This window comes from Variovorax sp. KBS0712 (genome assembly GCF_006323185.2).
Classification (GTDB): Bacteria; Pseudomonadota; Gammaproteobacteria; order Burkholderiales; family Burkholderiaceae_C; genus Variovorax; species Variovorax boronicumulans.
Map to the genome: position 1 here is coordinate 3594493 of NZ_VCCD02000001.1, position 23231 is coordinate 3617723.

Sequence of the window (23231 nt, forward strand, 5' to 3'; positions counted from 1 at the left end):
TCTTGCAAAGGACACCCATGACCGACATCTCCATGCTCATCGACGGCGAACGCCGCGCGGCCACCGGTGGCGCCACCTTCGAGCGCCGCAACCCGCTGGACGGCGGCATCGCCACGCGCGCCCCCGCCGCCACACCCGCCGACGCAGTCGCCGCTGTCGACGCCGCGCATCGCGCCTTCTTCACCTGGTCGCAGACCGGCCCCAACGAACGCCGCGCCCTGCTGCTCAAGGCCGCGCACGCACTCGAAGCGCGCGCCGACGCCTTCGTGCAGGCCATGGCGCGCGAGACCGGTGCCTCGGCGCTGTGGGCCGGCTTCAACGTGCACCTGGCGGCGGGCATCCTCACCGAGGCCGCGTCGCTCACCACGCAGATCGCGGGCGAGGTCATTCCGTCCGACGTGCCCGGCAGCCTCGCCATGGGCGTGCGGCAGGCCGCCGGCGTGGTGCTGGGCATCGCGCCATGGAACGCCCCCGTGATCCTGGCCACGCGGGCCATCGCCACGCCACTGGCCTGCGGCAACACCGTGGTGCTCAAGGGCTCCGAGCTGTGCCCCGAGACGCATGCGCTCATCATCGAAGCACTGGCCGAGGCCGGCCTGCCCGAAGGTACCGTGAACTTCGTCACCAACGCGCCCGCCGACGCGGGCGCCGTGGTCGAGGCCATGGTCGCGCACCCGGCCGTGCGGCGCGTCAACTTCACCGGCTCGACGCGCGTGGGCCGCCTCATCGCGCAGACTTGCGCCACGTACCTGAAGCCCGCCGTGCTCGAACTCGGCGGCAAGGCGCCCTTCGTGGTGCTCGACGACGCCGACATCGACGCGGCCGTGGACGGCGCGATCTTCGGCGCGTTTGCCAACTCGGGGCAGATCTGCATGTCGACCGAACGCCTCGTGGTCGACAACGCCGTCGCCGACGAGTTCGTCTCGAAGTTCGCCGCCCGCGCACAGGCCTTGCCGCTCGGCGACCCGCGCGAAGGCCCCGTCGTGCTGGGCTCGGTCGTCGACATGAGCACCGTGACCCGCTGCAACGCGCTGATCGACGACGCGCTCGCCAAGGGCGCCGTGCTCGTGTGCGGCGGCAAGGCGCAGAACACGCTGATGCCCGCCACCGTGCTCGACCATGTCACGCCCGCGATGGCCATCTACCGCGAGGAATCGTTCGGGCCGGTGAAGGCGGTCGTGCGGGTGAATGGCGTGGAAGAGGCCGTGGCGGTGGCCAACGACAACGAGTTCGGTTTGTCGTCCGCGGTGTTCGGCCGCGATGTGGCGCGCGCATGGAACGTTGCGCAGCGCATCGAGGCGGGGATCTGCCATGTCAACGGGCCGACGGTGCATGACGAGGCGCAGATGCCGTTCGGGGGGGTGAAGGCGTCGGGGTATGGGCGGTTTGGGGGGCGGGCCGGCGTTGAAGCGTTCACGGAGCTGCGGTGGATTACAGTGCAGACGACGCCTCGGCACTATCCATTCTGAACAAGGGAGCGGCAGGACACCGCCCTGCCGCTCCGATCAAGCCGTCATCGGCTCCGGCGATGCCCTTTCGGCGGGCCGACGGTTCTGGGTCAGCCGTGTCTCGTCCGCGCCCGCATACACACGGCGGTAGCGCAGGTAGCCGGCCCCCCATGCATACCATTCGCGCCCTTCCGTGAATTCGGGCGCGTACTCGCCCTTCGTCAGGTACAGGTTCACCCATTGCTCCTGCCGGCGCGTCAGCCCGGCGGGCGCTCCGCCTCTGGGTGGATCGATCTGCCCGCGCGCCTCGTCCGCCCTTTTCTTCCGGGCCACCAGTTTTTCGAGCTGCTCCTTGAACTCGGCCGCTTCGGGCCCGGTGAGCTTGAACCATGCGTGCGAATCGTGCACGCGGTCTTCGAACAGCTTGCTGGTGAGCACAGTCTCGTTCCAGTACGGCTCGATGCGGCCCCACTCGCCGACCCGCTCCGAATCGATGCCGGGCACGTTGTCGACTTCGTGCGGTGTGCCGTCCGGGCTGTTGCGGCCGCTGATCCGCTTCTTTTTCTTGAGCCAGGCTTCGAAGTCCTTCACTTCCTTGACGAACTGCTCGTCGGCCGACAAGAGATCCGCCCGGTCTGGGGCCGGAGCACGCAGGACAAAATCCATCTCCAACGGGCGACCGGCCCATGATTTGCGCCACAGGATGAACAGCTTGCGCTGCTCCGCCATGATGTCGCGCAGAGCCCCTTCCTTGACCCGGCATACGGCGAGGTAAGCGTTGAAATCACGGATCAGGTCCTTGGCGACCATGAATTGCTTCTGGATGACTGGGCGTGCCAGTTCTAGTTTCAGGGGCACGCCCAAGATTCGTGCTTCGCGGTACATCAGGGCCAAAGGAATGCGCGAAAGCATGTCCTCGCCCGCCTCATCGATCCCCTTGCCCTGCTCCTTCGGCATGTAGCCTCCGCCGACGTCCGAGTGCATGCCGGGGCACACCCACTCCCGAGAATTCGCGGGCAGCGTATTGCCGACATGAACGGAATCCGACGGAAAGCTGCGACGGAACTCATGCGCGGCCACGATGTGCAGGCAGGGCACGTCGGCCGGGATGCGCATCGAAGTGTCAGCGTCAGCCCAGCCGCCATGGCCGTCAGCGAAAAGGGACGAGGCCGCCACACCGACCGACGCGACGGTATCGAACAGTCCCAGGAAGTCGAAGGTCACCGGAAACGACGCCAGCGTCGGCCCGGTCTGTCCGCGGAGTTCGGCATCGATCTCGCACATCGCGAGGAACCAGTTGACGAAGACCCGAGCCTCCGCAGCGCCTCGCGAAAAGCCGAATGCGCTGACGAAGATGCGCTGCACGCGCCCTGGATCAACCTTGCTGCACTGACCCGTTGCGGGATCGATCATGTGCGGCTTGACCGACTCGTGCAGCTTGTTGAGCATCGCTTCGAGCGTCCGGCGATTCTTGTTCTCGCGTTGGCGTTTGTCGGCGGGCCCTTTGCCCGCTTCCAGCAGTTCCTCCCGCCCGAGGTCGAAAGCCTTGCAAAACTTCAGCACTTCTTCGCTGGAGAAGAGCCCTGGCCCGTTGCCGCTTCGGGTGAGGTAGCGGTAGACGCAGTTGAGCGCTTGCGCCAACGCCCACAGGATGCGGCGCTCGCCGTAGAGCGCCGTGGCGTTGCCCAGCAGCGCGTCCTTGCCGGTGCCGCTGTCGTCCACCTGCGTGAAGGGCGTCCCCACGCCCGGCACATACACCTTGAAGAACTGCTGGTAGTTGTCGGGGTTCGTGGTCCACTGCGCATCGGGGTCGGCTGGCACCCCGGGCACGTGCTGGCCCGGATAGGCACCGTACAGGCGCGCGACGTTGGAATGCGTGTGATCCTTTTCTCTGGTGCTGCGGTCGTAGTTATTGCGCGTGCCGTCGAAGAAGAAGCCCATGAAGAGGTTCACGTCGCAGGACTTGCCGGGCTGGCCTACAGGGCGTAATTCACGGCCGACTTCATAGTCAACTTCGATCTGCTTGTTACTTGCCCCGAAGAACACCTTGCGATCTGAAGGGTTGGAAAAAATCGCCTCGTCAATTGGGTTTACGAGGTGTGCCGTCATGGCTTGACCTGCATCAATCGATCGATTTTTTCCCGATTCCAGGCCACCAGCTTCTCCAGCGTAGCTTTTTCTTCCGCAAGAAATGCCGGATCGGCAGGTCCCGAAAATGCAGCGAGTTTCTTTTTATAGGCGAACTCCTTTGCAAGTTCAGTCCATGTTTTTTCGAGGTATTTTTTCGGCTCGCGGTTCAACTCCCGGAGTGATTGCGCGCTCGATTCGAGACTCTCCTGTGCCAACCTCATATCCCGCTCCCACAACTCCCGCTGAAAGGCCAGCGAAGGCTTGGGCCACCCCTTGATCTTCCCGGGCCATTCGTCGCCGTTGGGTCGGTACCCAGTTGAAACCACGCCCACCGTGCCATCGGGATAGTTGATGAACCACACATCCCCCGCCTTGCCACTCTTGTCGTAGGGCGGCAGGTCGACGATGAAGGTCTGGCGCGGCCGATAGTCGCCCGCCTTGTTGTCGTAGCTCTGAAGGATCACGCCGACCTGGATGCCGGGTGCCCACGTCTTTGGCACGTCATAGCAACAGATCACACCTCCTGCGGCAAATGGCCCGATCTCTTCGGAGACGACCACGGTCTGCTTCGGGTCCTTGGGATCGAACAACCGGTAGCGGATGTCCTGGTCGGCGTAGTTGACGCCACTGACCGAGGCCGGAACCGTGTCGGCGCGGCCTAGAGCACAACCACTGGTGGCCAGTGATGCGAGAAGAAAAAACGGGAACAGCCAGTTCCTGCGCAGCCCGACCACACGGATTTTTTTGATCTTGCCAGCCTGGCTTTCGAGAAGGGCCCTTTGATTCGAAGGATCAGCATCAATTGCCGCATCCATCGCACTTGCGAGTTGCGTTGTCATGGCTTTACTTTCAGAAGTCGATCAACTGTGTCTTGCGAATGCTCCAGTAACCGCATTCGCCATTGGCGTTCGTGAGCAAGAAATTCTGGATCATCCGGACCCGCGAACATTTGAAGTTCCTTCGGCGGTCGTTTTTGCTTCAGCTCTTCCAAGTAGAAATCCCATCTTTTCCTCAGAAAATCCAAGGGATTCCGATCGAACTCAGCCGCTGACTCCTTGCTCGCCCTGAGACTCTCCTGTGCCAACCTCATATCCCGTTCCCATAACTCGCGCTGAAAGGCCAAGGAAGGCTTGGGCCATCCCTTGATCTTCCCGGGCCATTCGTCGCCGTTGGGTCGGTACGCAGTTGAAACCACCCCCACCGTGCCATCGGGATAGTTGATGAACCACACATCCCCCGCCTTGCCACTCCTGTCGTAGGGAGGTAGATCAACGATGAAGGTCTGGCGCGGCCGGTAGTCGCCCGCCTTGTTGTCGTAGCTCTGCAGGATCACGCCGACCTGGATGCCGGGTGCCCACGTCTTCGGCACGTCATAACAACAGATCACGCCTCCTGCGGCAAACGGCCCGATCTCTTCAGAAGCGACCACGGTCTTCTTCAGGTCCTTGGGATCGAACAGCCGGTAGTGGATGTCCTGGTCGGTGTAGTTGACGCCGCTGACCGACGCTGGAACCGTGTCGGCACGACCGATGGCACATCCTGTCGCGGCCAGGGATGCAAGAAGCACGAAGGGAAGGAGCCAGTTCTTGAGAAGCATCTGTTGTTACTGCTGTGGTGCGCTAGACCATCAAGGCGCGCAGCGCCTCATGGTCTGAACGAACGCTGCGGCTGAGTTCGGGATGCAGCCAAAACACTTCGCACAGATTCATCCGTTGTGCCATCGTGTCGAGGTGCATGGCATTGGCCTCGGCGAGCCCGCGTTCCGCAAGTGCGTGCAAGGCCGAGGGCAAATGCTTAGCTTCATAGGCTGGCGAGAGCTGCAGCAGGTTCGCGACCATCTCGTCCACTTCGCTGCCGGCGATGAGCACCGCGCATTGTTCACCATCGAGCACCGGCGCGCCCGGGGGCAGCGACATGGAGGCGTTCATTTGCCCGAGTGCAAGGAAAGTGCTCCAGCTGGCGTCGCGCCGACGGAAATGCCATGTGGCTCCGGGGCCGCAGAACGCCGTCTGCTGCAACGGAGACAGCGCAGCCAGCACATCCGGCAGGCGGCGCGTGTCGGGAAAGCGCAGCACGAAATACTGCCCGTCCGCATTCACGATGCACCAGGGACTCAAGCGTTCGAACAGCGACTCGAGCGGCTCGGCCGAGCGGATGAAGCTGAGCATCGGCAAGCCATTCGTCAGCTGCAGCACACGATCGAGCAAGGGCCTCTCGACGGCATCGATGTTTAGCAGCACGGGCGAATGCCGGATCGCTTCATCTGAAGCGCCGGGCATGTTCTCGTAGAGCGACCGCCAGGAGCCGGAGCCCAGGTGGCTCTCGAGCAGCTGATGGCATTGCGGAGCGAATGCGCAATCGACCAAGGCGTAGCGAAATCCCTCGGCGCCAGAGGCAAGAGGGCCGCCGTCCGCAAACAGGGCGTCGATCCATCCGGGTGCGTGCTTGTCGATCAGGTTCATCGTGCGTTACTCCACCTGGGTGAAGGCCGGCGCCGACTTGAGCGACTTCAGGAGGCACGCCACGCAGATGCTCTTGGGGAATGCCGGCAGCGGGTAGCTCTTCTGCACCGGCCCGGCCAACTTCCGCTGCACCGAGTGATAAGTGATCTTCCCCGGACACTCGAAAGTGATGTCCCCATCCTGCAGCGTGATCGACGCGCCCTGCGCCGTCGCGATGCGGATCTTCTTCTTGGCCGCGAACTCCACCGTCTGGTCGGTGCTGGCGATCTTCAGGGCCTCCTTGGCCTGCACGCGCAACTCGTCGTGCTGCGCCTGGAAGTCCAGGTCGTCGTTGCCCGCGATGACCGACAGGCCTTTTTCTGCATCGGCCTTCTGCGCCCCGGCCAGCACCCCGATGGCCTGGCCGCTGTGCACGCGCAGCACGTCGGCCAGTGCCAGGTTGATGTCGCCGCCGCTGGCCAGCGTGGCGGTCTCGCCGCTGACGACCTGCAGCTGCTGGCCTGCCACCATCGCCAGCCCGCCGCGTGCGGCCAGCGCGATCACGGCGTCGCTGGTGTGGGGCACCTTGCTTTCGCCCGTGGCGATGGCCTTGTCTGCGGCGTCCGCATAGGCGGCATCGAGCGCATCGGCCGTCACCATGCCGCTGGCGGTCCGTTCCATCGCTGCGTACGGGGCGCGCTCCTTGTCGAGTTGCGATGCGTTGGCCTTGCCGGCCCCGATGTGCCCGGCCAGCTGCACGGTCTCGTGGGTCCTGGCCGCATCGCTCAGGGCCTGGCCCAGCTGCTGCACCTGCTTGAGCAGCGCCATGCCGGCGGCGAAGTCGCCCACGGGCTCCAGCTTCTGGCCGCCTGCGCCGTGGTAGGTGCTCAGCAAGACGCCCTTGCCGCCGCGCAGGGCGGCATAGCCGTCGGTGCGCAGCTCCAGGCCCTGGCCGCGGAAGCTGCCGCGGAAGTTGTCGGCCTGGTGGATCAGGTGGCCCAGGTTCAGCTGGCTGTGGGCGGTGCTCGCATGCAACTGCACGCGCAGCTGCTGGTTCGAATCGTCGAACACCAATTGGCTGAAGCCTTCGCCGCCGAACTCCTTGGTCTTGAAGCCGCTCAGGGCCGTGGCGTTGCGGTGGCCCTTGTCGTCGGCGCTGGCGCCGTGCCAGGGCGGGGCATGGCCGGCTGCGAGGTTGGCCTGGGCGCTGGGCGAGGCGTTACCCGCTTGGGCAAAGACATCTTCATTGGTTTCACCGGCTCGCGATGCGCCGCCGGGCGTGGGGGCGATGCCGCCATCGCCGCGGCCGTTGTACAGCGCGCCGACGATGACAGGCTGGTCCACATCGAGGTCGACGAACTTGACCAGCACTTCCTGCCCGATGCGCGGCAGCCACTGCCAGCCCATGCCGGGGCCGGCCTGGCGCTGGGCCACGCGGATCCAGCGGGTGCTGCGGTTGTCCTGGGCACTGTCGCCGCTACCGCCGTTCTCGCTCGATCCGTTCTGCCAGTGGAAGCGCACGCGCACGTCGCCGCGGTCGTTGCAGTACAGCTCGTCGGCGCCGTTGGGCGAGGTCTCGCCCGAAGGGCCGACCACGATGGCGCTGTGCACGCCGCTGGCTGTGGGCCTGGCGTGCAGGCGGGCACCGTCGGCCGCGGCCAGTGCGGGGCGCCAGGGGCGTGGGGCGTGCACGCCTGAGAAGCTGTTGGCGTAGCCCTGGGCCTGTGCGGTGGCCAGGCTCTGGGGCTGCGGGTAGATGGTGTTGTCGTTGTTCGTGCCCGTTGCGGTAGACACCAGACCGAACACATCGACCTCGGCCGTCACGGGGGCGCAGGGCTGGTCGAACACGAGGTGTTCCGTCAGCGCACCCAGCTGCGCCGCAATCGACGCCGCTGTGTCCTTGGGCAGGTTGTTGATGCCCACATGCTCGACGGTGTCCAGCAGCAGCGCAGGCTTGGCCTGCAAGCCCAGCGCGGGCGCGTCGTCGATCTCGAGGCGCGTGCCCGCGCGCAAGGTGCGCACGGTGCTGTGGCCCAGCATCAGGTCAGCGCGGCATTCGGCCGCTTCCATCATCAATGCGGCGTAGCGCTCGACGGTGCGGTTGGTGTCCCAGCCGCGGCTGCGGTCGTTCAGGCCGAGCACGTCGTCGTACTCCAGCCGCGGGGCGTTCTTGCCGCCGACCGGAAAGCGCGCCGGAGCGCTGCCTGTGAGCTGGCGCTTGCCGTCGACGTTCCAGGCGCTCAGGTGCACCTGGGCCACCGACTGGCGCATGCGCCGCACCAGCGCCTGCACGGCGTCGCTGCGTTCCTGCGAGCTCTTGCGGTGAAAGCGAACGGGCGAGCCCGCATCGGCGGGCTGGGTGTCATTGGACGAGAAGATGACGAGCTTGTGGCCGGTCGGGGCCTGGGCGTCTTCCTCGGTGCGCCAGGCCAGGCCTTCTTCGGCCAGCAGGCGCGAGAAGAAGTCGTAGTCGCTCTCGCGGTACTGGGTGCAGTAGGTGCGAACGGGGGCGTCGGCGAGGAAGCTGTTCACTTCGGAGGAGAAGGCCCAGCTGCCCGCTTCGGCATACGGCGCCATCACGCGTTCGATGATGTCTGCGATGCTGCGCTGCTGGAAGACCTGGCTTCGGCCTTGCTGGGTGGCCAGCCAGAGCCAGGGTACGAGCGTGAGGCGGTAGCGGGCCAAGCCGCCATCGGAGCCGAGCGACTCGACGGCGCGGATCAATCCGGTGCGCTTTGCGAGCGAGCCATTGGCCAGCACCGTAACCAGCGTCAGCGGCTGGTCGATCAGCGAACTCAGAGCCAGGTCCGCGCGCAAGCTCAGGCACACGATGCGCAGCTCGAACAGCTGTGACACCGCCTCGCGCTGCACCCAGCCTTCCACGCGCAAGGCATCGATGCTCTCGCGCGCGGCGGACGAAGACGATGAAGCAGCGCTTGGCGCTTCGAGGCGGTACAGCCGAGCGGTCTGGCTCAGCTCGGCCCACAGGGCACTGCGGTCAGCGGATGGTGACGACGAACGCATGCGCAAGGGCACGCTGCCGTGGTTGGACATGAAACTCCCCGAACTTATTTTTCTTCCCCGCGTTGCGCGGGGTGGCATGCGTCCGATTGTCGGAGTCCCGGTGGCCCGAGCGTAAGTACCTGAAAGTAGCACCCGGCGATGCAGGACGGCGCCTCAAGCCACCGAATGCACGCCGCCGCCCTGACGCCCCTCTTCCGCCGCTGCGACCAACCGCAGCCCGGCGCGCACGCGCGCCAGCGTCTCGTTCTCGCGCTGCGGCGCATACACGGCGTGCGCCGAATGCGAGAACTCGGGCGCGCCCTCCACCAGCCGCAGCCGGCCGTCGGCCAGGAAGGGCCGCGCGACGCCGATGCGGAAGTAGCCCGCACCGCCCACGGCAAGCAGGTAGGTGAGCGCCAGCGGCCCGAGCGAGATCGACACCGGCGCATGGGCCAGCTCCGGAAACGCCGCCTCGTGGTTGGCCGCAAAGGCCGGGCCCCAGTCGACCGACACGTAGCGCGTGCGGTCGAGCCGGCCTTCGGGGTCGGTGGTGACCATCACCAGCCGCTCCTCGGCCAGCAGCTCGGCCACGAGGCCGGGGCGCTGCGGCGGGTTGTAGAGCACGGCCAGGTCGAGCGCGCCGCCCTGCACGGCGTCGAGCAGGCGCTGCGCGCTGTCGACCTCGGCGCGCAGCGCGATCTCGGGGCAGACGCGGTGCATCCAGATCAGCCAGTCGGCCAGCAGCGGATGCCACAGGCTGGGCTCGCTGCCCACGCTCACGCCTTCTTCGATCCCCGGCGGCAGCGCGACATGCTGGCGTGCGCGCTCCCACACCTGCACCAGCGTCGTCGCGTGGGCCACGAAGCGCTCGCCCGACGCGGTGAGCCGCGCGCCGGCCTTGTTGCGCACGAACAGGCGCCGCCCGAGCTGGTCTTCGAGCAGGCGGATGCGCGCGCTGACGGCGGTCTGCGTCAGGTGCAGCCGCTCGGCCGCGGCCACGAAGCTGCCGGTGGCCGCGACTTCGAGAAAGGTGCGGGCGAGGCCGATGTCCATCGGATTCATATTAGTTTTTTTGCACTCATTTGCAATGAACATTCATTGGCTTGGGGAGATGCATCGGTTCACCATGAGCGCACGACTTCAGGAGCCCCGCCCCATGCGTCCCCTGCCGCCCATGCCCCACGCCGCCCCGCCCGACGATGCCGCTGCGCCCTTCGCCAACACGCCCGCCGCGCTGCGCGCACAGGGGCTGCGCTTTCCCGAGCGGGTGCAGGTGTCCTCGCCGGTCTGCTACGCCGACGAGCTGGACGCGGCCTACCGCGAAGCCGGCGACCGCGACGACCTGCTGGCCGCGCTGAACGAACTGCTCGAAGCCGAGCGCGCCGGTGCGCGCATCACGCTGCGCAGCGCCGCCGAGACCGACGACCCCGCGCTGCAGCGCCTGGTGACCGACATCCACCGCGACGAGGTGCGCTGGTGCGGCGTGCTGATCGATGCGATCCAGTCGCTGGCCGCCACGCCCAGCACGCGCACCGGCGCCTTCTACGAGCGCGCGATGGCGGTGCCGGAACTGGGCGGGCGCCTGGCGCTGCTCAACCGCGGCCAGGGCTGGGTGGTGCGCAAGCTGCAGGCGCTGCTGCCGCAGATCGGCGACGCGCACATCCACGGCGAGCTGACGGCCATGCTGGTGTCGCACCAGAAGAACATCGCGCGCGTGAGCGCGCAACAGGCGCCGCACGGGCCGCAGGAAGGCGCCTGAGAAAGTTGCAACACGGCGCGGGGATGCGCCATCCAATGGGCAGAAGGAACTCACCGCATGCCGCCCACCGCCCTGCCCCTGACTGCCGATGCCGACGCGAAGGCGTCCGACGCCGAACTGGCCGCACGCGCCGCGCAGGGCGACACGCAGGCCTTCGCGCGCATCATGCGGCGCCACAACCAGCTGCTGTTTCGCACCGCGCGCAGCATCCTGCACAGCGACGCCGACACCGAAGACGCGCTGCAGGACGCCTACCTGCGGGCCTGGCGCGCCATCGGCGGCTTCCGCGACGAAGCAAAGCTCTCGACCTGGCTGGTGCGCATCGTCATCAACGAGGCGCTGGGCCGCCTGCGCCGCCGCGGCGCGCAGGTGATTCCGCTCGACGGCGGCGTGGCTTCGGAGGACGACGACGCCCCCGACACCCAACTCGCCGACGACCCCGACCGCCAACCGGAGCGCCTCGCCATGCGGGAAGACCTTCGCCGACTCATGGAGCGCCGCATCGACCGGCTGCCCGACGCCTACCGCACCGTGTTCGTGCTGCGCGCGGTGCAGGAACTCAGCGTCGGCGAAACCGCCGAGGCGCTGCAACTGCCCGAGGCCACGGTGCGGCTGCGTTTCTTCCGCGCCCGCAGCCTGTTGCGCGACAGCCTGTCGCGCGACCTCGACCTGGCGACGGGCGACGCCTTCGCGTTCGACGGCGCGCGCTGCGACCGCATCGTGGCGCGTGTGCTGGCGGCGCTGCCCTGATGCTTTCCCACAACCACCACCCCCGAGGAGACCTCGCCATGTCCTTTTTCCTGATGCCCACCCCGGCCGCCGCGCGGCGCGCCTTTCTCGGCCGCTCCGGCCTGATGCTGTCGGGCGCCGCCGTGGCGCTGCTGGCGGGGCGCGACGCGCTCGCCGCGAAGAGCGGCGGCGCCACCGGCAACGACGTGCAGATCCTCAACACCGCGCTCGGCGCCGAGCTCGAGGCCATCGCGGCCTACCAGCTCGGTGCGGAAAGCAAGCTGCTCGAGAAGCCCGTGCTCGACCTCGCCGTGACCTTCCAGGGCCACCACAAGGAGCATGCCGACCTGCTGGCCAAGACCATCGCGAAGCTCGGCGGCAAGGCCGTCGCGGCCAAGGCGCGCTACGACTTCCCGGTGGAACAGCTCAAGTCGCAGGCCGACGTGCTGCGCTTCGCCGCGAAGCTTGAACAAGGCGCCGTGAGCGCCTACCTGGGCGCGGTGCCGCTGTTCGGCAACCGCGAGCTGTCGAAGGCCGCGGCCAGCATCCTCGGCGACGAGGCGATGCACTGGGCCGTGCTGCGCCAGGCGCTCGGCGAGGCGCCGGTGCCTTCGGCGTTCGTGTCGTGAGCCGTGCGGCGCGCGGGCTCGCTGCGAGCCTGCTGGCCGCATGGGCCTGTGCGGCTGCCGCAACGCCCGATGCGGTGCGCGGCGAACAGGTCTACGCGCGCTGCCAAGCCTGCCACGCGCTGGCCGCCGACCGGGTCGGGCCGCGCCACTGCGGCCTGTTCGGCCGGCTCGCCGGCAGCGTGCCGGGCTTCGCGTACTCGGAGGCGATGAAGAAGTCGCGCATCGTGTGGAACGACAAGACGCTCGACCGCTTCCTCAGCGCCCCGCTCGCGATGGTGCCGGGCAGCAGCATGACCTACGACGGCGTGCCCGATCCACACGACCGCGCCGACCTGCTCGCCTACCTGCGGCAGGCGAACGACACGCCGGCCTGCGCGGCGCTGGCGCGGCCTACGCCGCGCTGACCGCGGGTGTGAAAGCGCCTGCGATCTCACGCGTCACGCGCAGGAAAGCTTCCATCTCGCCCACCGTGTGGCAGTGCAGCGGCGACACGCGCACGGTGCCTTCGAGCCCGAAGGATTCGAGCATCCGCTTCGAGTAGATGCTGCTGGCCACGCGCTCGTACACCGTCACGCCACGCTGGCCGTACTCCACCACGGCCTGCGTGCAGTCGAGCCCCTCGAAGCCGATGCCCAGGATCAGGTCGCGCTGCGTCAAGTCTTCGTGGTCGAGGAACACCTGCACGCCGTCGAGCGCGCGCAGGCCCGGCGTCCGCGCGGTACCGTCGAGCAGCGTCGCCAGCAGCGCGCGCTCGTGCAGCTCGATGCGCTCGATGCCCGCCACGAAGCGGGCGCGGCGATCGGTGGCGTCGGTGAAGTGGCCACCGAGCCAGCCCACGTAGTCGACGATTTCGGTGAGCACCGCGAACTGCCACGGCGCCGAGCTGCCCAGCTCCCAGTGGCCGGGCTTCTTGCCGGCCAGCTTGTGATGCGGCAGCGCGGCCGCGCGCTCCGACATCCACGAGAAGCCCGAGCCGCGGCAGCCGAAGAACTTGTAGGGCGCGAGGTTGATGCCGTCCACCGGCGTCTGCTGCAGGTCGATGACGCCGTGCGGCGCGTGCTGCACGGCATCGACGAGGATGTACAGGTCGGGCTTGATCTCGCGCGCGCGTCGCACGATGGCCGCCATGTCGAGCTTGGCGCCCGAGATGTTCGACGCATGGATCACGTTGAGCACACAGGTGTTCTCGTCGACCAGCCTCACGATGGCGTCCACGTCGACGCCGCCGGTGACGGGGTTGCTCTTCGCCACCCGCAGTTCGCGCCCGAGGCGTTCGGCATACAGGCGCATGGCGTCGAAGGCCGAGGGGTGCTCGAGCGCGGTCGTGACCATGTTCGTGCCCGGCACGTTCTCGGCCACCGCGCGCACCATGTCGAACATCGCGCCCGAGGCGGTGAGCGAGGGGTACACGCTGCCGCCCGTGGCGTTGAGGATGGTGCGCAGGTCGTCGGCGCCGCGCGCCTGCATGGCCTGCAGCTCGACGGCGGTGGCGTGGATGCGCTCGGCATTGTCGGGAATGGCGTCGACCTGCGCGAAGCGCTCGACCGCGGCCTTCAGCCGGAACGAGCCGCCGGCGTTGTCGAAGTACAAGCGCTCGCGGCCGTGGTGGTCGCGTTCGATGCCTAGGAAGCGCTCGCGCACCTGGCGCATCAGCGCATCGGAAAGGAGCTCGCCTCGAGGCAGGTCCGCACGTGTGGCTGCCATGGTGTCAGACGCCCTTGTTGTTGGGGTTCTTGTAGATCTCGCGCACCGCGTCCGTCATCGGGAAGTTGAGGTTCGCGTTGCGCGGCGGGATCGGCGAGAGGAACCACTTGGTGTACAGCTGCTCGATGGCGCCCGACTTCATGAGGCCGTTGACCGTCTCGTCGACCAGCGCTTTGAACTCGGGGTCGTCCTTGCGCAGCATGATGCCGTAGGGCTCCTGGCGCAGCGACTCCTTGAGGATCTTGTAGTCGCCCGGGTTGGTGGCGCTGGCGATCATGCCGGCCAGTTGCACGTCGTCGAGCACGTAGGCATCGGCGCGGCCCGTGGACAGCAGCAGGAAACCGTCGGAGGTGTCCTTGCCCGCGATCTCGTTCACCTCGATGGTGCCGCTCTTGCGCGCGCCGCGCAGCAGCTGGATCGAGGTGCTTCCCGAGACGGTGGCCACGTTCTTTCCGTTGAGGTCGGGCAGCGCGTTGATGCCCGAGCTCTTCTTCACGGCGGCCGTGATGTTGGTGACGAAGTGGCTCGGTGCGAAGTCGACCTGCGCCTGGCGCTGCGTGGTGTTGGTGGTGGTCGCGCAGTCCAGGTCCACGGTGCCGTTCTGCAGCAGCGGAATGCGGTTGGTCGAGTTGAGCATGGTGTAGCGCACCTCGATCTTCGGCAGGCCCAGCTTGGCCTTCACGGCGTCGACGATCTTCAGGCAGATGTCGTTGGTGAAGCCGATGGGCGCGCTGTCGGCGCTGAGCTTGTACGAGAACGGGATCTGGCTGTCGCGCGCGCCGATCTGGATCGTGCCGCTTTCCTTGATCTTGCGCAGCGTGCCGGCGTCCTGCGCGCTGGCGGCGCCGCAGGCGAAGACGAGGGCGAGTGCCAATGCGAAAGGTGCGAGAGGCAGTTTGAAGTCCATGGTGTGTTCCTTGGGTTGCAATGACGGTGGCCTGGCGCGCATCTTCTGCGTCCCGATGAATTTCTAAAAGCGATTTTTTGTGATCGAATCGCATGAAGAAAAGCGTTCTTTCTTTCTGGAGCCGCCCGCCGTGATGACCTTCAAGCAACTCGAAGCCCTGTACTGGATCGCCCGGCTGGGCGGCTTCGCGCAGGCGGCCAACCAGCTGCACACCTCGCAGTCGGCCATCTCCAAGCGCGTGCACGAGCTGGAGCAGCTGTTCGACACCGAACTCTTCGACCGCAGCCAGCGCACGGCGCGCCTCACCGACAAAGGCGAGGAGATGTTCGTGCTCGCCAGGAAGCTGCTCGACCAGCGCGATGCTGCGGTCGAGCAGTTCGGCAAGCCCGGCGTGGTGGAGCGGCGCATCCGCCTGGGCGTGACCGAACTCACCGCCATGACGTGGCTGCCGCGCCTGGTCGGCCTGATCCAGCAGCACTACCCCAAGGTGATCCTCGAACCCGACGTGGACGACAGCCTGCAGCTGCGCGACAAGCTCCTGGCCGACGAACTCGACGTGGTCATCGTGCCCCACACCTTCGCCGACTCGCGCATGCAGAGCAAGGTCATCGGCCGCGTGAAGAGCGCGTGGATGTGCAAGCCCGGCGTGGTTCCCTCGACCGCGGCCACCGGCACCGTGCGCCTGCACGACCTGGCGCGCCATCGCATGCTGGTGCAGGGCAACAACTCGGGCACCGGCCGCGCCTACGACGCCTGGATGAAGGACCAGGGCGTGCAGCCCGCCAACGCGATCGTGGTGAGCAACCTCGTGGCGCTCACGGGCCTCACCGTGTCGGGCCTGGGCGTGAGCTACCTGCCGCGCGAATGCCTCGCGCCGCTGGTCGACGCCGGCATGCTCGAGGTGCTCGACGTGACGCCCGCGCTGCCCGTGGTGCGCTACGTGGCCATGCACAAGGGCGAGCACCGCAGCGCGCTGACGTCGTCGATCGTGATGCTGGCGCAGGCGTGCTGCGACTTCACGCGCATGTTCCAGGCGCAGCCGGAAGACGAAGCCGCGGCAGGCGCACGCTGAGATCGCAGGCGCTGTCTGCGCGCCCTTGCTGCGCATCGAACGCGGTGTTCGTGACGCGAAACCCACATGCTTTCGAGGGGGTGCGACGCGCTCGAAATTGACGGCAAGATGAGCGCCATCGCGCAGCATTCAGCACGACCCGCTGGAGATAAGACATAACGCTTCCATTTCCGGCCGGCCTTGCAAATGAATACCCGCGCGTAAGACACGCCCCAGGTTTCGCATCCTTCTTTCGTCTTACCGCCGTCGCACGGCGTCCTTCAGAAAGTGCCCATGACCATCACCGTGACACGCCAGGATCCGCGCTACAACACCCTGAAGAAAGGCTTCAACCTGCGATGGCCTTCCGTTGATTCGGATGCGGCATCGCGCATCGAGCTGGTGGAGAGCGCGGACGATGCCGCCGCCGCGCTGCAGCGCATCGTCGATGCGGGCCGGCGGCCCACGGTGCGCAGCGGCGGGCACTGCTATGAAGACTTCGTCTCCAACAACCCCGGCGGCGCGATCCTCGACCTGAGCCTGCTCACGCAGGCCAGTGCCGAGCGCAAGGGCGACGGCCGCTACCGCGTCGCACCCGGCACGCAGAACTGGAACGGCTACCTCGAGCTGTACAAGCAGCACAACGTCACGCTGCCCGGCGGCTCCTGCTATTCGGTGGGTGCGGGCGGGCACATCTGCGGCGGTGGCTACGGGCTGCTCTCGCGCCTGCAGGGCCTCACGGTCGACTGGCTTTCGGCGGTGGACATCCTCACGGTCGATGCACGCGGCAAGGTCGTGCCGCGCACCGTGGACGCGACGCGCGACCCGGAGCTGTTCCGTGCCTGCCGCGGCGCGGGCGGCGGCAACTTCGGCGCGATCACCAGCTATGTGTTCGACGCCCTGCCGACCGCGCCGCGCGAGGTGGCGCTCGCGGTGGTCGCGTTCGACTGGGCCAGCATGACGCCCGCGCGCTTCGCCCAGCTGCTCGCCATCTACGGCGACTACTGGGCCACGCGCGGCACCTCGCCCGACACCTGGGGCATGTTCTCGCTGCTCAAGCTCACGCACCGCTCGTCGGGCCAGATCGTGATGCTCACGCAGTTCTGCAATCCCGACGGCACCTGCAACGACCTCACGGTGCTCCACGATTTCCTCGACCGTTTCCGTGCCTGCACGCCCGTACCGCTGAAGGGCCGCGCACCTGGCGTGGGCCCGGCGCCGCGGCAAGACACGGGGCAGCTGCTGTGTTCCAAGCCGCACACCGTGACGCGCTACGACTGGCTCACGGCCACGCAGTACCTCAACGGCTCGGGCGAGAACCAGCGCGGCAAGTACAAGTCGGCCTACATGAAGCGCAGCTTCACCGCGCGCGAGGCGCAGCGCATCTACACGCACCTCACGCGCACGATGCCCGGCATCGACCTGAGCCAGTCGCTGGTGCAGGTCGACTCCTACGGCGGCGCGATCAACAAGCCCGAGCACATCGGCGACACCGCCGTGCCGCAGCGCGCATCGATCATGAAGCTGCAGTACCAGACCTACTGGCGCAGCGCGGCGGACGATGCGGGCCACCTGCGCTGGATCGGCGATTTCTACCGCGACGTGTACGGCACGCCCGACGTGCCCGAGCGCTTTGCCGGCACGCCCTACCCCGGCGAGCGCTACGAGGGCTGCTACATCAACTACCCGGACAACGACATGCTGGCGCACCCGTTCTGGCCGCAGCTCTACTACGGGGACCAGGGGCTCTACGCCTTCCTTCGGAAAGTGAAGCGGCGCTACGACCCGAACAACATCTTTCACCACGCCATGTCGGTGCGGCCCTGAACGAGAGGAAGGATTTCCATGCCACACAGCCCCAACCGCTTCGGCCAGGACCGCCGCGCCGTCATGCAATGGATCGGCGGCGCCTCCGCGCTCGGCGCACTGACGCCGATGGTCCCCGCCGGCGCACAGATGCCCGACACCGGCGCGGCCGCAACCACCGCCAGCACCGCGCCCGCGCCCCGCTTCGCCTACGTCGGCACCTACACCAGCGACGCACCCGGCGGCACCGCCGGCGGCCCGGCATCGAAGGGCATCTACGTGCTCGCGATCCGGGACGGCAGCTGGACGCCGGTGCAGACCGTCGCCAGCGCGAACCCCTCGTTCCTCGCGGTGCACCCGAGCCGGCGCTTCCTCTATGCGATCAACGAGATCGACACCTACCAGGGCCTGCCCACCGGCACGGCCGAGGCCTACGCGATCGATGCGAACGACGGGCGCCTGACGCTGCTCAACCGCCAGCCGCTCTCGCTCTCGGGCGTGGTCCCCGCGCACCTGGCCGTGTCGCCCGACGGCCGCGCGCTGGCCGTGGCGCTGTACGGCGGCGGTGCCTACAACGTGCTGCCCATCGAGGCGGACGGCAGGCTGGGCAAGGTCTCGGGCATCGAGAAGGAAACCGGCACCGGCCCCGACGCGCAGCGGCAGGAATCGCCACATCCGCACATGGTGCTGTTCGACGGCACGGGCCAGCGCCTGCTCGCCACCGACCTGGGCACCGACCGCATCAACGCGTTCACGCTCGCCGATGGCCAGCTGGCCCTGCTCGGCCGCACGGCCGTCGCGCCCGGCAGCGGCCCACGCCACCTGGCGCTGCATCCGTCGCAGCGCTTCCTGTACGTGGTGAATGAACTCGACGCCACGGTTGCCGGCTTCGGCTACGACACGGCGAACGGCAAGGTCGGGGACCAGCGCCAGCGCGTCTCGACCGTGCCCGAGGGCTACGCCGGCCAGAAGAACGCGGCGGCGCTGGTGATGCATCCGTCGGGGCAGTTTCTCTACGCGAGCAACCGCCGCTTGAAGTCGGACCACCCGATGGCCGACAGCATCGCCGCGTTCCGCATCGACCCGAGCAACGGCGCGCTGACACCGTTGCAGCACTGGAGCGAGGGCCTGCGCTTTCCGCGTGCGCTGGCGATGGCGCCGGGCGGCAGCCACCTCTATGCGCTCAGCCAGAAGGGCGACACCGTCCTGCGCCTGCGCATCGATCCGGCCAGCGGCAAGTTGGACCAGCCGGTGCAGGTGGCGCAGGTGCCTGCGCCCGTCTGCCTGGTGTTTGCCTGATGTGTGCCTGACGCCTAGCGTCCGCGCGTGAGCATCCGCCCCGCGCGGGCCAGCACCTTCGCCTCGCCCTCGCCGCCGCGGTAAGCCAGCACGCCGTTCACGAACACGCGCTCGACACCGACGCTCACCCCATGCGGCTTGTCGTAGGTGGCGGTGTCGGTGATGGTCTCGGGGTCGAACACCACCACGTCGGCCATGGTGCCGACGCGCAGCAGGCCGCGATCGGCGATGCGCAGGTTGCGCGCCGTCATGCCGGTCATCTTGTGCACCGCCTGCTCCAGCGTGAAGAGCTTGCGCTGGCGCCAGTAGCGCGCGAACACGCGCGGGAACGCGCCCCACAGGCGCGGGTGCGGATGGCGGTCGTGCGGCAGGCCGTCGCTGCCGATCATGGTGAGCGGGTGCGCAATGACGCGCTCCACGTCTTCTTCCTGCATCTGGAAATAGCAGGCGCCGCCGGGCTTCAGCCGCAGGCAGGCCTCCTGCTCGGTGGTGCCCCACTCGCGCGCGATGTCGGAGAGCAGGCGCCCGGTCATCTCGGGGTGCGGGTCGGACCAGGTCAGCAGCACGTCGATGACGCCGTCGACCAGGTCTTCGCGCAGCACGGTGGAGCCGGCCACGTACGGGTAGACGTCCATCGCGATCTCCTGGCGCTGCGACAGCGCCTCGATCAGCGGCAGGGTCTCCTTGGTGCGGCCCCAGTTCGCGGGCCCGGCGCATTTGTGGTGCGAGATGACCAGCGGCACGCCCGCGCTGAAGGCCGTGTCGCCGGCCTCGTGCAGCGCCTCGATGATCTGCTGCATCTCGCTGCGCAGGTGCGTGGCGTACACGCCGCCGTGCCGCGCCACGACGCGCGCGAGCGCGGTGACTTCCTCAGCCGGTGCGGCAAATGCCTCTTCGTAGAACAGGCCCGACGACATGCCGTGCGCGCCCGAGGCCATGCAGTCGTCGAGCAGCGTTTCCATGCGCGCCAGCTCGTCGCCATCGGCGGGCCGGTCGAGCGCCTGCATTGCTGCGAAGCGCAACGTGGTGTGGCCCACCAGCGCCGCCACGTTGAGTGCAGGCTGCACCGCATCGACCGCGGCGCGGTACTCGGCCATGGTCGCGTGCTTGAACGAGTCGGCGCCCAGCAGCGTGAGCGGCGGCTTCGACTGCGGCGTGCGGTAGGGCGCCAGCGAAATGCCGCAGTTGCCCGTGACCACGGTCGTGATGCCCTGCGACACCTTGGGCAGGCACAGCGGATCGCGCAGCACGATGGCGTCGTCATGCGTGTGGGCGTCGATGAAGCCGGGCGCGATCACCTTGCCGCGGCAATCGATCACGTCGACGTCGGCGATGTTCAACCCTGCAGGCAGGCGCGCGCGCAGACCGTCGCCCAGCGCCAGGATGCGGTCGCCCTGCAGCAGCACGTCGCCGGGCCACGAAGGGCCGCCCGAGCCGTCGACCACGAGGCCGGCTTCGAGCAGCACGGCTTGGGTGTCGCTCATGGTTCGCTGTCTCCCTTTTTCGTGTTGATGCCGCCGCCGTCCCAGCTTTGCAGTGGGTGCGTGGTGGCGTCGATGCCGTGGCGCTGGAAGGCCTCGCGCGCGCGCTGCAGGCGCTGCACGGCGGGCTCGCCGCGGCGCTGCGCCACCAGCACGGTGAGGATCTCGATGACCGTGAGGTGCGTGAGGTAGGCGTCGATGCCCACGTGCATCACGGCGTCGTCGGGCACCGACAGGCCGATGAGAAAGTCGGCCTTGGCCGCCAGCGCCGTGCCCGGCCGCGTGATCGCGACCACCTGGGCGCCCTGCCCGCGCGCGATGTCGACCGCGTCGAGCAGCGAGGGCATGCCGCCCACGTGCGAGATGGCGATGACCACGCCGCCCGGGCGCTGCGCCGCGCCGGCCACCTGCTGCAGGTGGTAGTCGGCCCAGGCGTTGGCCGAGAGGCCGAGGCGGAACAGCCGCGCCTGCAGGTCGTTGGCCATGAACCACGAGGTGGCACCCGCGCCGTACAGGTCGACGTGCGGCGCGGCCGCGATGGCGCGCACCGCGCCGTCGAGCACCTGCATGTCGAGCTGGCCGCGCACGCCCGAGACCGAGGCCGCGGCGCTGCGCGCGATCTTTCCGACCACTTCGTCGGCGGCGTCTTCGATGTTGACGCGGCGGTGCAGCGGCGAACCGCCGAGCGCCAGCTCCTGCGCGAGCGCGAGCTTGAACTCGCGCAGCCCGGCAAAGCCGAGGTCGCGGCAGGTGCGCATGATGGTGGGCACCGAGCTGCGCGAGCGCTCGGCCAGCTGCTCGAAGCTCTCTTCGAGCGCGCGGTCGGGGTCTTCGAGGATCAGGTCGAGAATCGCGCGCCGCGTGGCCGGCGCATCGCCACGCGCCTCGGCGATTCTCTGGAGCAATGAGGGCGTCATCGGTGCGTTGTTCAGAAGTGCATGGCGACAGCGTCGCTCACGCGGTAGTCGTTCTCGACCACGGGCATCCAGTGCCACTTGTCGAAGGTGGTGCAGGGGTGCGAGATGCCCAGGCCCACGCGGTCGCCGACCTTGGGTGCATCGGCCTCTTCGCTCTCGTCCCAGCGCAGGTAGGCATGCTGGTCGTTCAGCGCGGTGATCTTCCAGCCGGCGGGCACGCCCTGGGGTTGCAACGCGCCGCGCGCCGCACGTGCGATCGGCACGGGCAGCGACAGGTCGAAGGAGATGTCGCGCTTGCCGACCGACAGGATCGCCAGGCCGGGCTCGGGCCGCGACTGCACGTTGGCCCAGACCTCCATCGCCGGCGTCAGGCCTTCGCCGCATTCGCAACCCAGGCGTTCGTCGACCACGTTCACCATGCGCTTGTAGAAGCCGTGGTCGTGCGTCACGTAGCAGCCCGAACGCAGCAGGCCGCGCACGGGCGCACCCAGCGCGGGCTTCAGGCGTCCGGCCACGAGGTCGAAGATGGCCGAGCCGCCGGCCGAGACCAGCACCTCGTCGGTCTCGAAGAGCTGGTGCGTGTCGCAGTGGCGGGCCACGGCTTCGACGCGGTCCATCAGCGTGGTGGCGTAGGCCGTGTCGGGCCCGCTTTCGCCGGTGGCGCCCTGCCCTTCATAGGTCTCGATGCCCACGAGCTTGGCCGCGTCGCTGGCGCGCACCCGGGTGGCGAGCGCAATGGCTTCGTCGTGCGTGCGGCAGCCGGTGCGCGCACCCTGCACGCCGATCTCGAGCATCACCTCGAAGGGCACGCTCGCGGGATGGCGCTTCGACCAGTCTTCGATCAGCGCCAGTTGCGCGACCGAATCGACCAGGAACACCACACGCAGGTCCGCATGGTCGGCCAGCAGCAGCTGGATGCCCGCGAGGTCTTCGTCGCTCACGACCTGGTTGGCGATCAGCGTGCGGCGCGCGCCGGCGGCCACGCCCACGGCCAGCTGCGTGACGGTGGCAAAGGTCAGGCCCCAGGCGCCGGCATCGAGCTGGCGCTGGAACAGCTGCGGCGACATGGTGGTCTTGCCGTGCGGCGCCAGGTCGATGCCCCACTCGCGCACGCGCGCCTGCATCCATTGGAGGTTGTGTTCGAGCGCCTCGCGCTTGAGTACGGCCAGCGGCAGCGGCAGGTCGCCGGCCAGCACGTTCCAGCCGGCGGCGCCGACTTCGCTGCGCAGGCGCGGCGGCTGGGTGCGCGGGTAGCCCTTGAAGCGGTCGCTCAGCAGCGGGTCGATGAAATCGTGTGTCGAGGAAGAAATGTCGGTCATGGTCGTGCAACGGCGATGTGGGGGAGCAGTTCTTTGCGGATGCAGGCGCTGTAGTGTCCTGCGGAAATCTCCTCGAGCGGCGGCACCGTCTGCGCACAGGCCTCGATGGCATGCGGGCAGCGCGTGCGGAACACGCAGCCCGAGGGCGGCGAGATCGGGCTGGGAATGTCGCCCTTCAGGGCAATGCGCTCGGTGGCCATCTCGGGATCAGGCTTCGGGCTCGCGGCCAGCAGCGCCTGGGTATAGGGGTGCAAGGGGTTCGCGAACAGCTCCTCGGTGGTGGCGACTTCCATCACCTTGCCCAAGTACAGCACCACCACGCGGTCGCACAAATACTCGACCACGTCGAGGTCGTGCGAGATGAAGAGCATGGTCAGGCCCAGGCGCTCGCGCAGGTCCGCCAGCAGGTTGATCACCTGCGATTGAATCGACACGTCCAGCGCCGACAGCGGCTCGTCGGCCACGATGAACTCGGGCTCCACGGCCAGCGCGCGCGCCACGCCGATGCGCTGGCGCTGGCCGCCCGAGAACTCGTGCGGGAAGCGGCTGGCGTGTTCGGGGCGCAGGCCCACCGTTTCCAGCAGCTCGGCGATGCGCTTGTCGCGCGC

At 68.0% G+C, this 23231-nt stretch carries 20 protein-coding genes; 8 read left to right on the plus strand and 12 right to left on the minus strand.

Annotated elements, in window-relative coordinates; all coding sequences use genetic code 11:
* Nucleotides 1-17 precede the first annotated feature (17 nt).
* Nucleotides 18-1469, plus strand: a complete 1452-nt coding sequence (locus FFI97_RS16775; protein WP_139700026.1) for an aldehyde dehydrogenase — start codon at nt 18-20, stop codon at nt 1467-1469.
* A 36-nt stretch (nt 1470-1505) separates the two neighbouring features.
* Here FFI97_RS16775 and FFI97_RS16780 read toward each other — a convergent pair whose 3' ends face one another.
* From FFI97_RS16780 to FFI97_RS16805, 6 genes are all read right to left on the minus strand, one after another.
* Nucleotides 1506-3557 (minus strand): T6SS phospholipase effector Tle1-like catalytic domain-containing protein, encoded by a 2052-nt coding sequence (locus tag FFI97_RS16780; RefSeq protein ID WP_139700024.1) that lies wholly within the window; start codon nt 3555-3557, stop codon nt 1506-1508.
* Nucleotides 3554-4417, minus strand: coding sequence for a DUF3304 domain-containing protein (locus tag FFI97_RS16785; RefSeq protein WP_139700022.1), 864 nt, complete (start codon nt 4415-4417; stop codon nt 3554-3556). The genes FFI97_RS16780 and FFI97_RS16785 overlap by 4 nt, the downstream gene beginning before the upstream one ends.
* Nucleotides 4414-5175, minus strand: coding sequence for a DUF3304 domain-containing protein (locus FFI97_RS16790; RefSeq protein WP_139700020.1), 762 nt, complete (start codon nt 5173-5175; stop codon nt 4414-4416). Before FFI97_RS16790 ends, FFI97_RS16785 begins: the two co-directional genes overlap by 4 nt.
* Nucleotides 5176-5197: 22 nt before the next feature.
* Nucleotides 5198-6040 (minus strand): DUF4123 domain-containing protein, encoded by an 843-nt coding sequence (locus FFI97_RS16795; RefSeq protein ID WP_139700018.1) that lies wholly within the window; start codon nt 6038-6040, stop codon nt 5198-5200.
* Nucleotides 6041-6046: 6 nt separating this feature from the next.
* Nucleotides 6047-9073, minus strand: coding sequence for a type VI secretion system Vgr family protein (locus tag FFI97_RS16800; protein WP_185993623.1), 3027 nt, complete (start codon nt 9071-9073; stop codon nt 6047-6049).
* Nucleotides 9074-9196: 123 nt separating this feature from the next.
* A complete protein-coding gene (locus tag FFI97_RS16805; RefSeq protein WP_139700380.1) occupies nt 9197-10075 on the minus strand; it encodes a LysR family transcriptional regulator in 879 nt (292 codons plus the stop codon).
* A gap of 103 nt (nt 10076-10178) precedes the next feature.
* Here FFI97_RS16805 and FFI97_RS33780 point away from each other — a divergent pair, with 103 nt between their 5' ends.
* Genes FFI97_RS33780 through FFI97_RS16825 form a run of 4 tightly spaced genes read left to right on the plus strand, consistent with a single transcriptional unit; the run spans nt 10179 to nt 12543 of the window.
* On the plus strand, nt 10179-10781 hold the full coding sequence (locus FFI97_RS33780) for a DUF6306 domain-containing protein (protein ID WP_260685013.1): 603 nt from the start codon (nt 10179-10181) through the stop codon (nt 10779-10781).
* Between the two features lie 57 nt (nt 10782-10838).
* Entirely contained in the window at nt 10839-11531 is a 693-nt protein-coding gene (locus tag FFI97_RS16815) for an RNA polymerase sigma factor (protein WP_139700014.1), read from the plus strand.
* Between the two features lie 38 nt (nt 11532-11569).
* Nucleotides 11570-12139, plus strand: coding sequence for a ferritin-like domain-containing protein (locus FFI97_RS16820; protein ID WP_056578099.1), 570 nt, complete (start codon nt 11570-11572; stop codon nt 12137-12139).
* A complete protein-coding gene (locus FFI97_RS16825; RefSeq protein ID WP_185993624.1) occupies nt 12136-12543 on the plus strand; it encodes a c-type cytochrome in 408 nt (135 codons plus the stop codon). Before FFI97_RS16820 ends, FFI97_RS16825 begins: the two co-directional genes overlap by 4 nt.
* Here FFI97_RS16825 and FFI97_RS16830 read toward each other — a convergent pair.
* Both FFI97_RS16830 and FFI97_RS16835 read right to left on the minus strand, forming a co-directional pair.
* Nucleotides 12530-13843 carry an aminotransferase class V-fold PLP-dependent enzyme gene (locus tag FFI97_RS16830; protein ID WP_139700012.1) on the minus strand — a complete coding sequence of 438 codons (1314 nt, stop codon included), beginning with the start codon at nt 13841-13843 and terminating at the stop codon, nt 12530-12532. The two genes, FFI97_RS16825 and FFI97_RS16830, sit on opposite strands and share 14 nt — an antisense overlap.
* Before the next feature lie 4 nt (nt 13844-13847).
* Nucleotides 13848-14750 carry an amino acid ABC transporter substrate-binding protein gene (locus tag FFI97_RS16835; RefSeq protein WP_139700009.1) on the minus strand — a complete coding sequence of 301 codons (903 nt, stop codon included), beginning with the start codon at nt 14748-14750 and terminating at the stop codon, nt 13848-13850.
* 133 nt (nt 14751-14883) lie between these two features.
* Between FFI97_RS16835 and FFI97_RS16840 the strand changes: the two genes are divergently transcribed.
* The 3 genes from FFI97_RS16840 (at nt 14884) to FFI97_RS16850 (ending at nt 18906) form a co-directional block, all read left to right on the plus strand.
* The gene (locus FFI97_RS16840; protein WP_139700008.1) at nt 14884-15822 is read left to right on the plus strand and encodes a LysR family transcriptional regulator; all 939 of its coding nucleotides are present in this window, start codon (nt 14884-14886) and stop codon (nt 15820-15822) included.
* Nucleotides 15823-16095: 273 nt separating this feature from the next.
* Nucleotides 16096-17628, plus strand: coding sequence for an FAD-dependent oxidoreductase (locus FFI97_RS16845; RefSeq protein ID WP_139700006.1), 1533 nt, complete (start codon nt 16096-16098; stop codon nt 17626-17628).
* A gap of 18 nt (nt 17629-17646) precedes the next feature.
* Nucleotides 17647-18906, plus strand: coding sequence for a lactonase family protein (locus tag FFI97_RS16850; RefSeq protein ID WP_139700004.1), 1260 nt, complete (start codon nt 17647-17649; stop codon nt 18904-18906).
* A 14-nt stretch (nt 18907-18920) separates the two neighbouring features.
* Here the strand turns inward: FFI97_RS16850 and FFI97_RS16855 are convergent, their stop codons facing one another.
* The 4 genes from FFI97_RS16855 to FFI97_RS16870 form a co-directional block, all read right to left on the minus strand.
* On the minus strand, nt 18921-20390 hold the full coding sequence (locus FFI97_RS16855) for an N-acyl-D-amino-acid deacylase family protein (RefSeq protein WP_139700001.1): 1470 nt from the start codon (nt 20388-20390) through the stop codon (nt 18921-18923).
* Nucleotides 20387-21304, minus strand: coding sequence for a MurR/RpiR family transcriptional regulator (locus FFI97_RS16860; RefSeq protein WP_139700000.1), 918 nt, complete (start codon nt 21302-21304; stop codon nt 20387-20389). The genes FFI97_RS16855 and FFI97_RS16860 overlap by 4 nt, the downstream gene beginning before the upstream one ends.
* An 11-nt stretch (nt 21305-21315) precedes the next feature.
* On the minus strand, nt 21316-22623 hold the full coding sequence (locus tag FFI97_RS16865) for an amino acid deaminase (RefSeq protein ID WP_144004466.1): 1308 nt from the start codon (nt 22621-22623) through the stop codon (nt 21316-21318).
* Nucleotides 22620-23231 (minus strand): ABC transporter ATP-binding protein (locus FFI97_RS16870; RefSeq protein WP_144004467.1); only part of this gene is annotated, 612 nt, incomplete at its 5' end. The genes FFI97_RS16870 and FFI97_RS16865, both read right to left, overlap by 4 nt.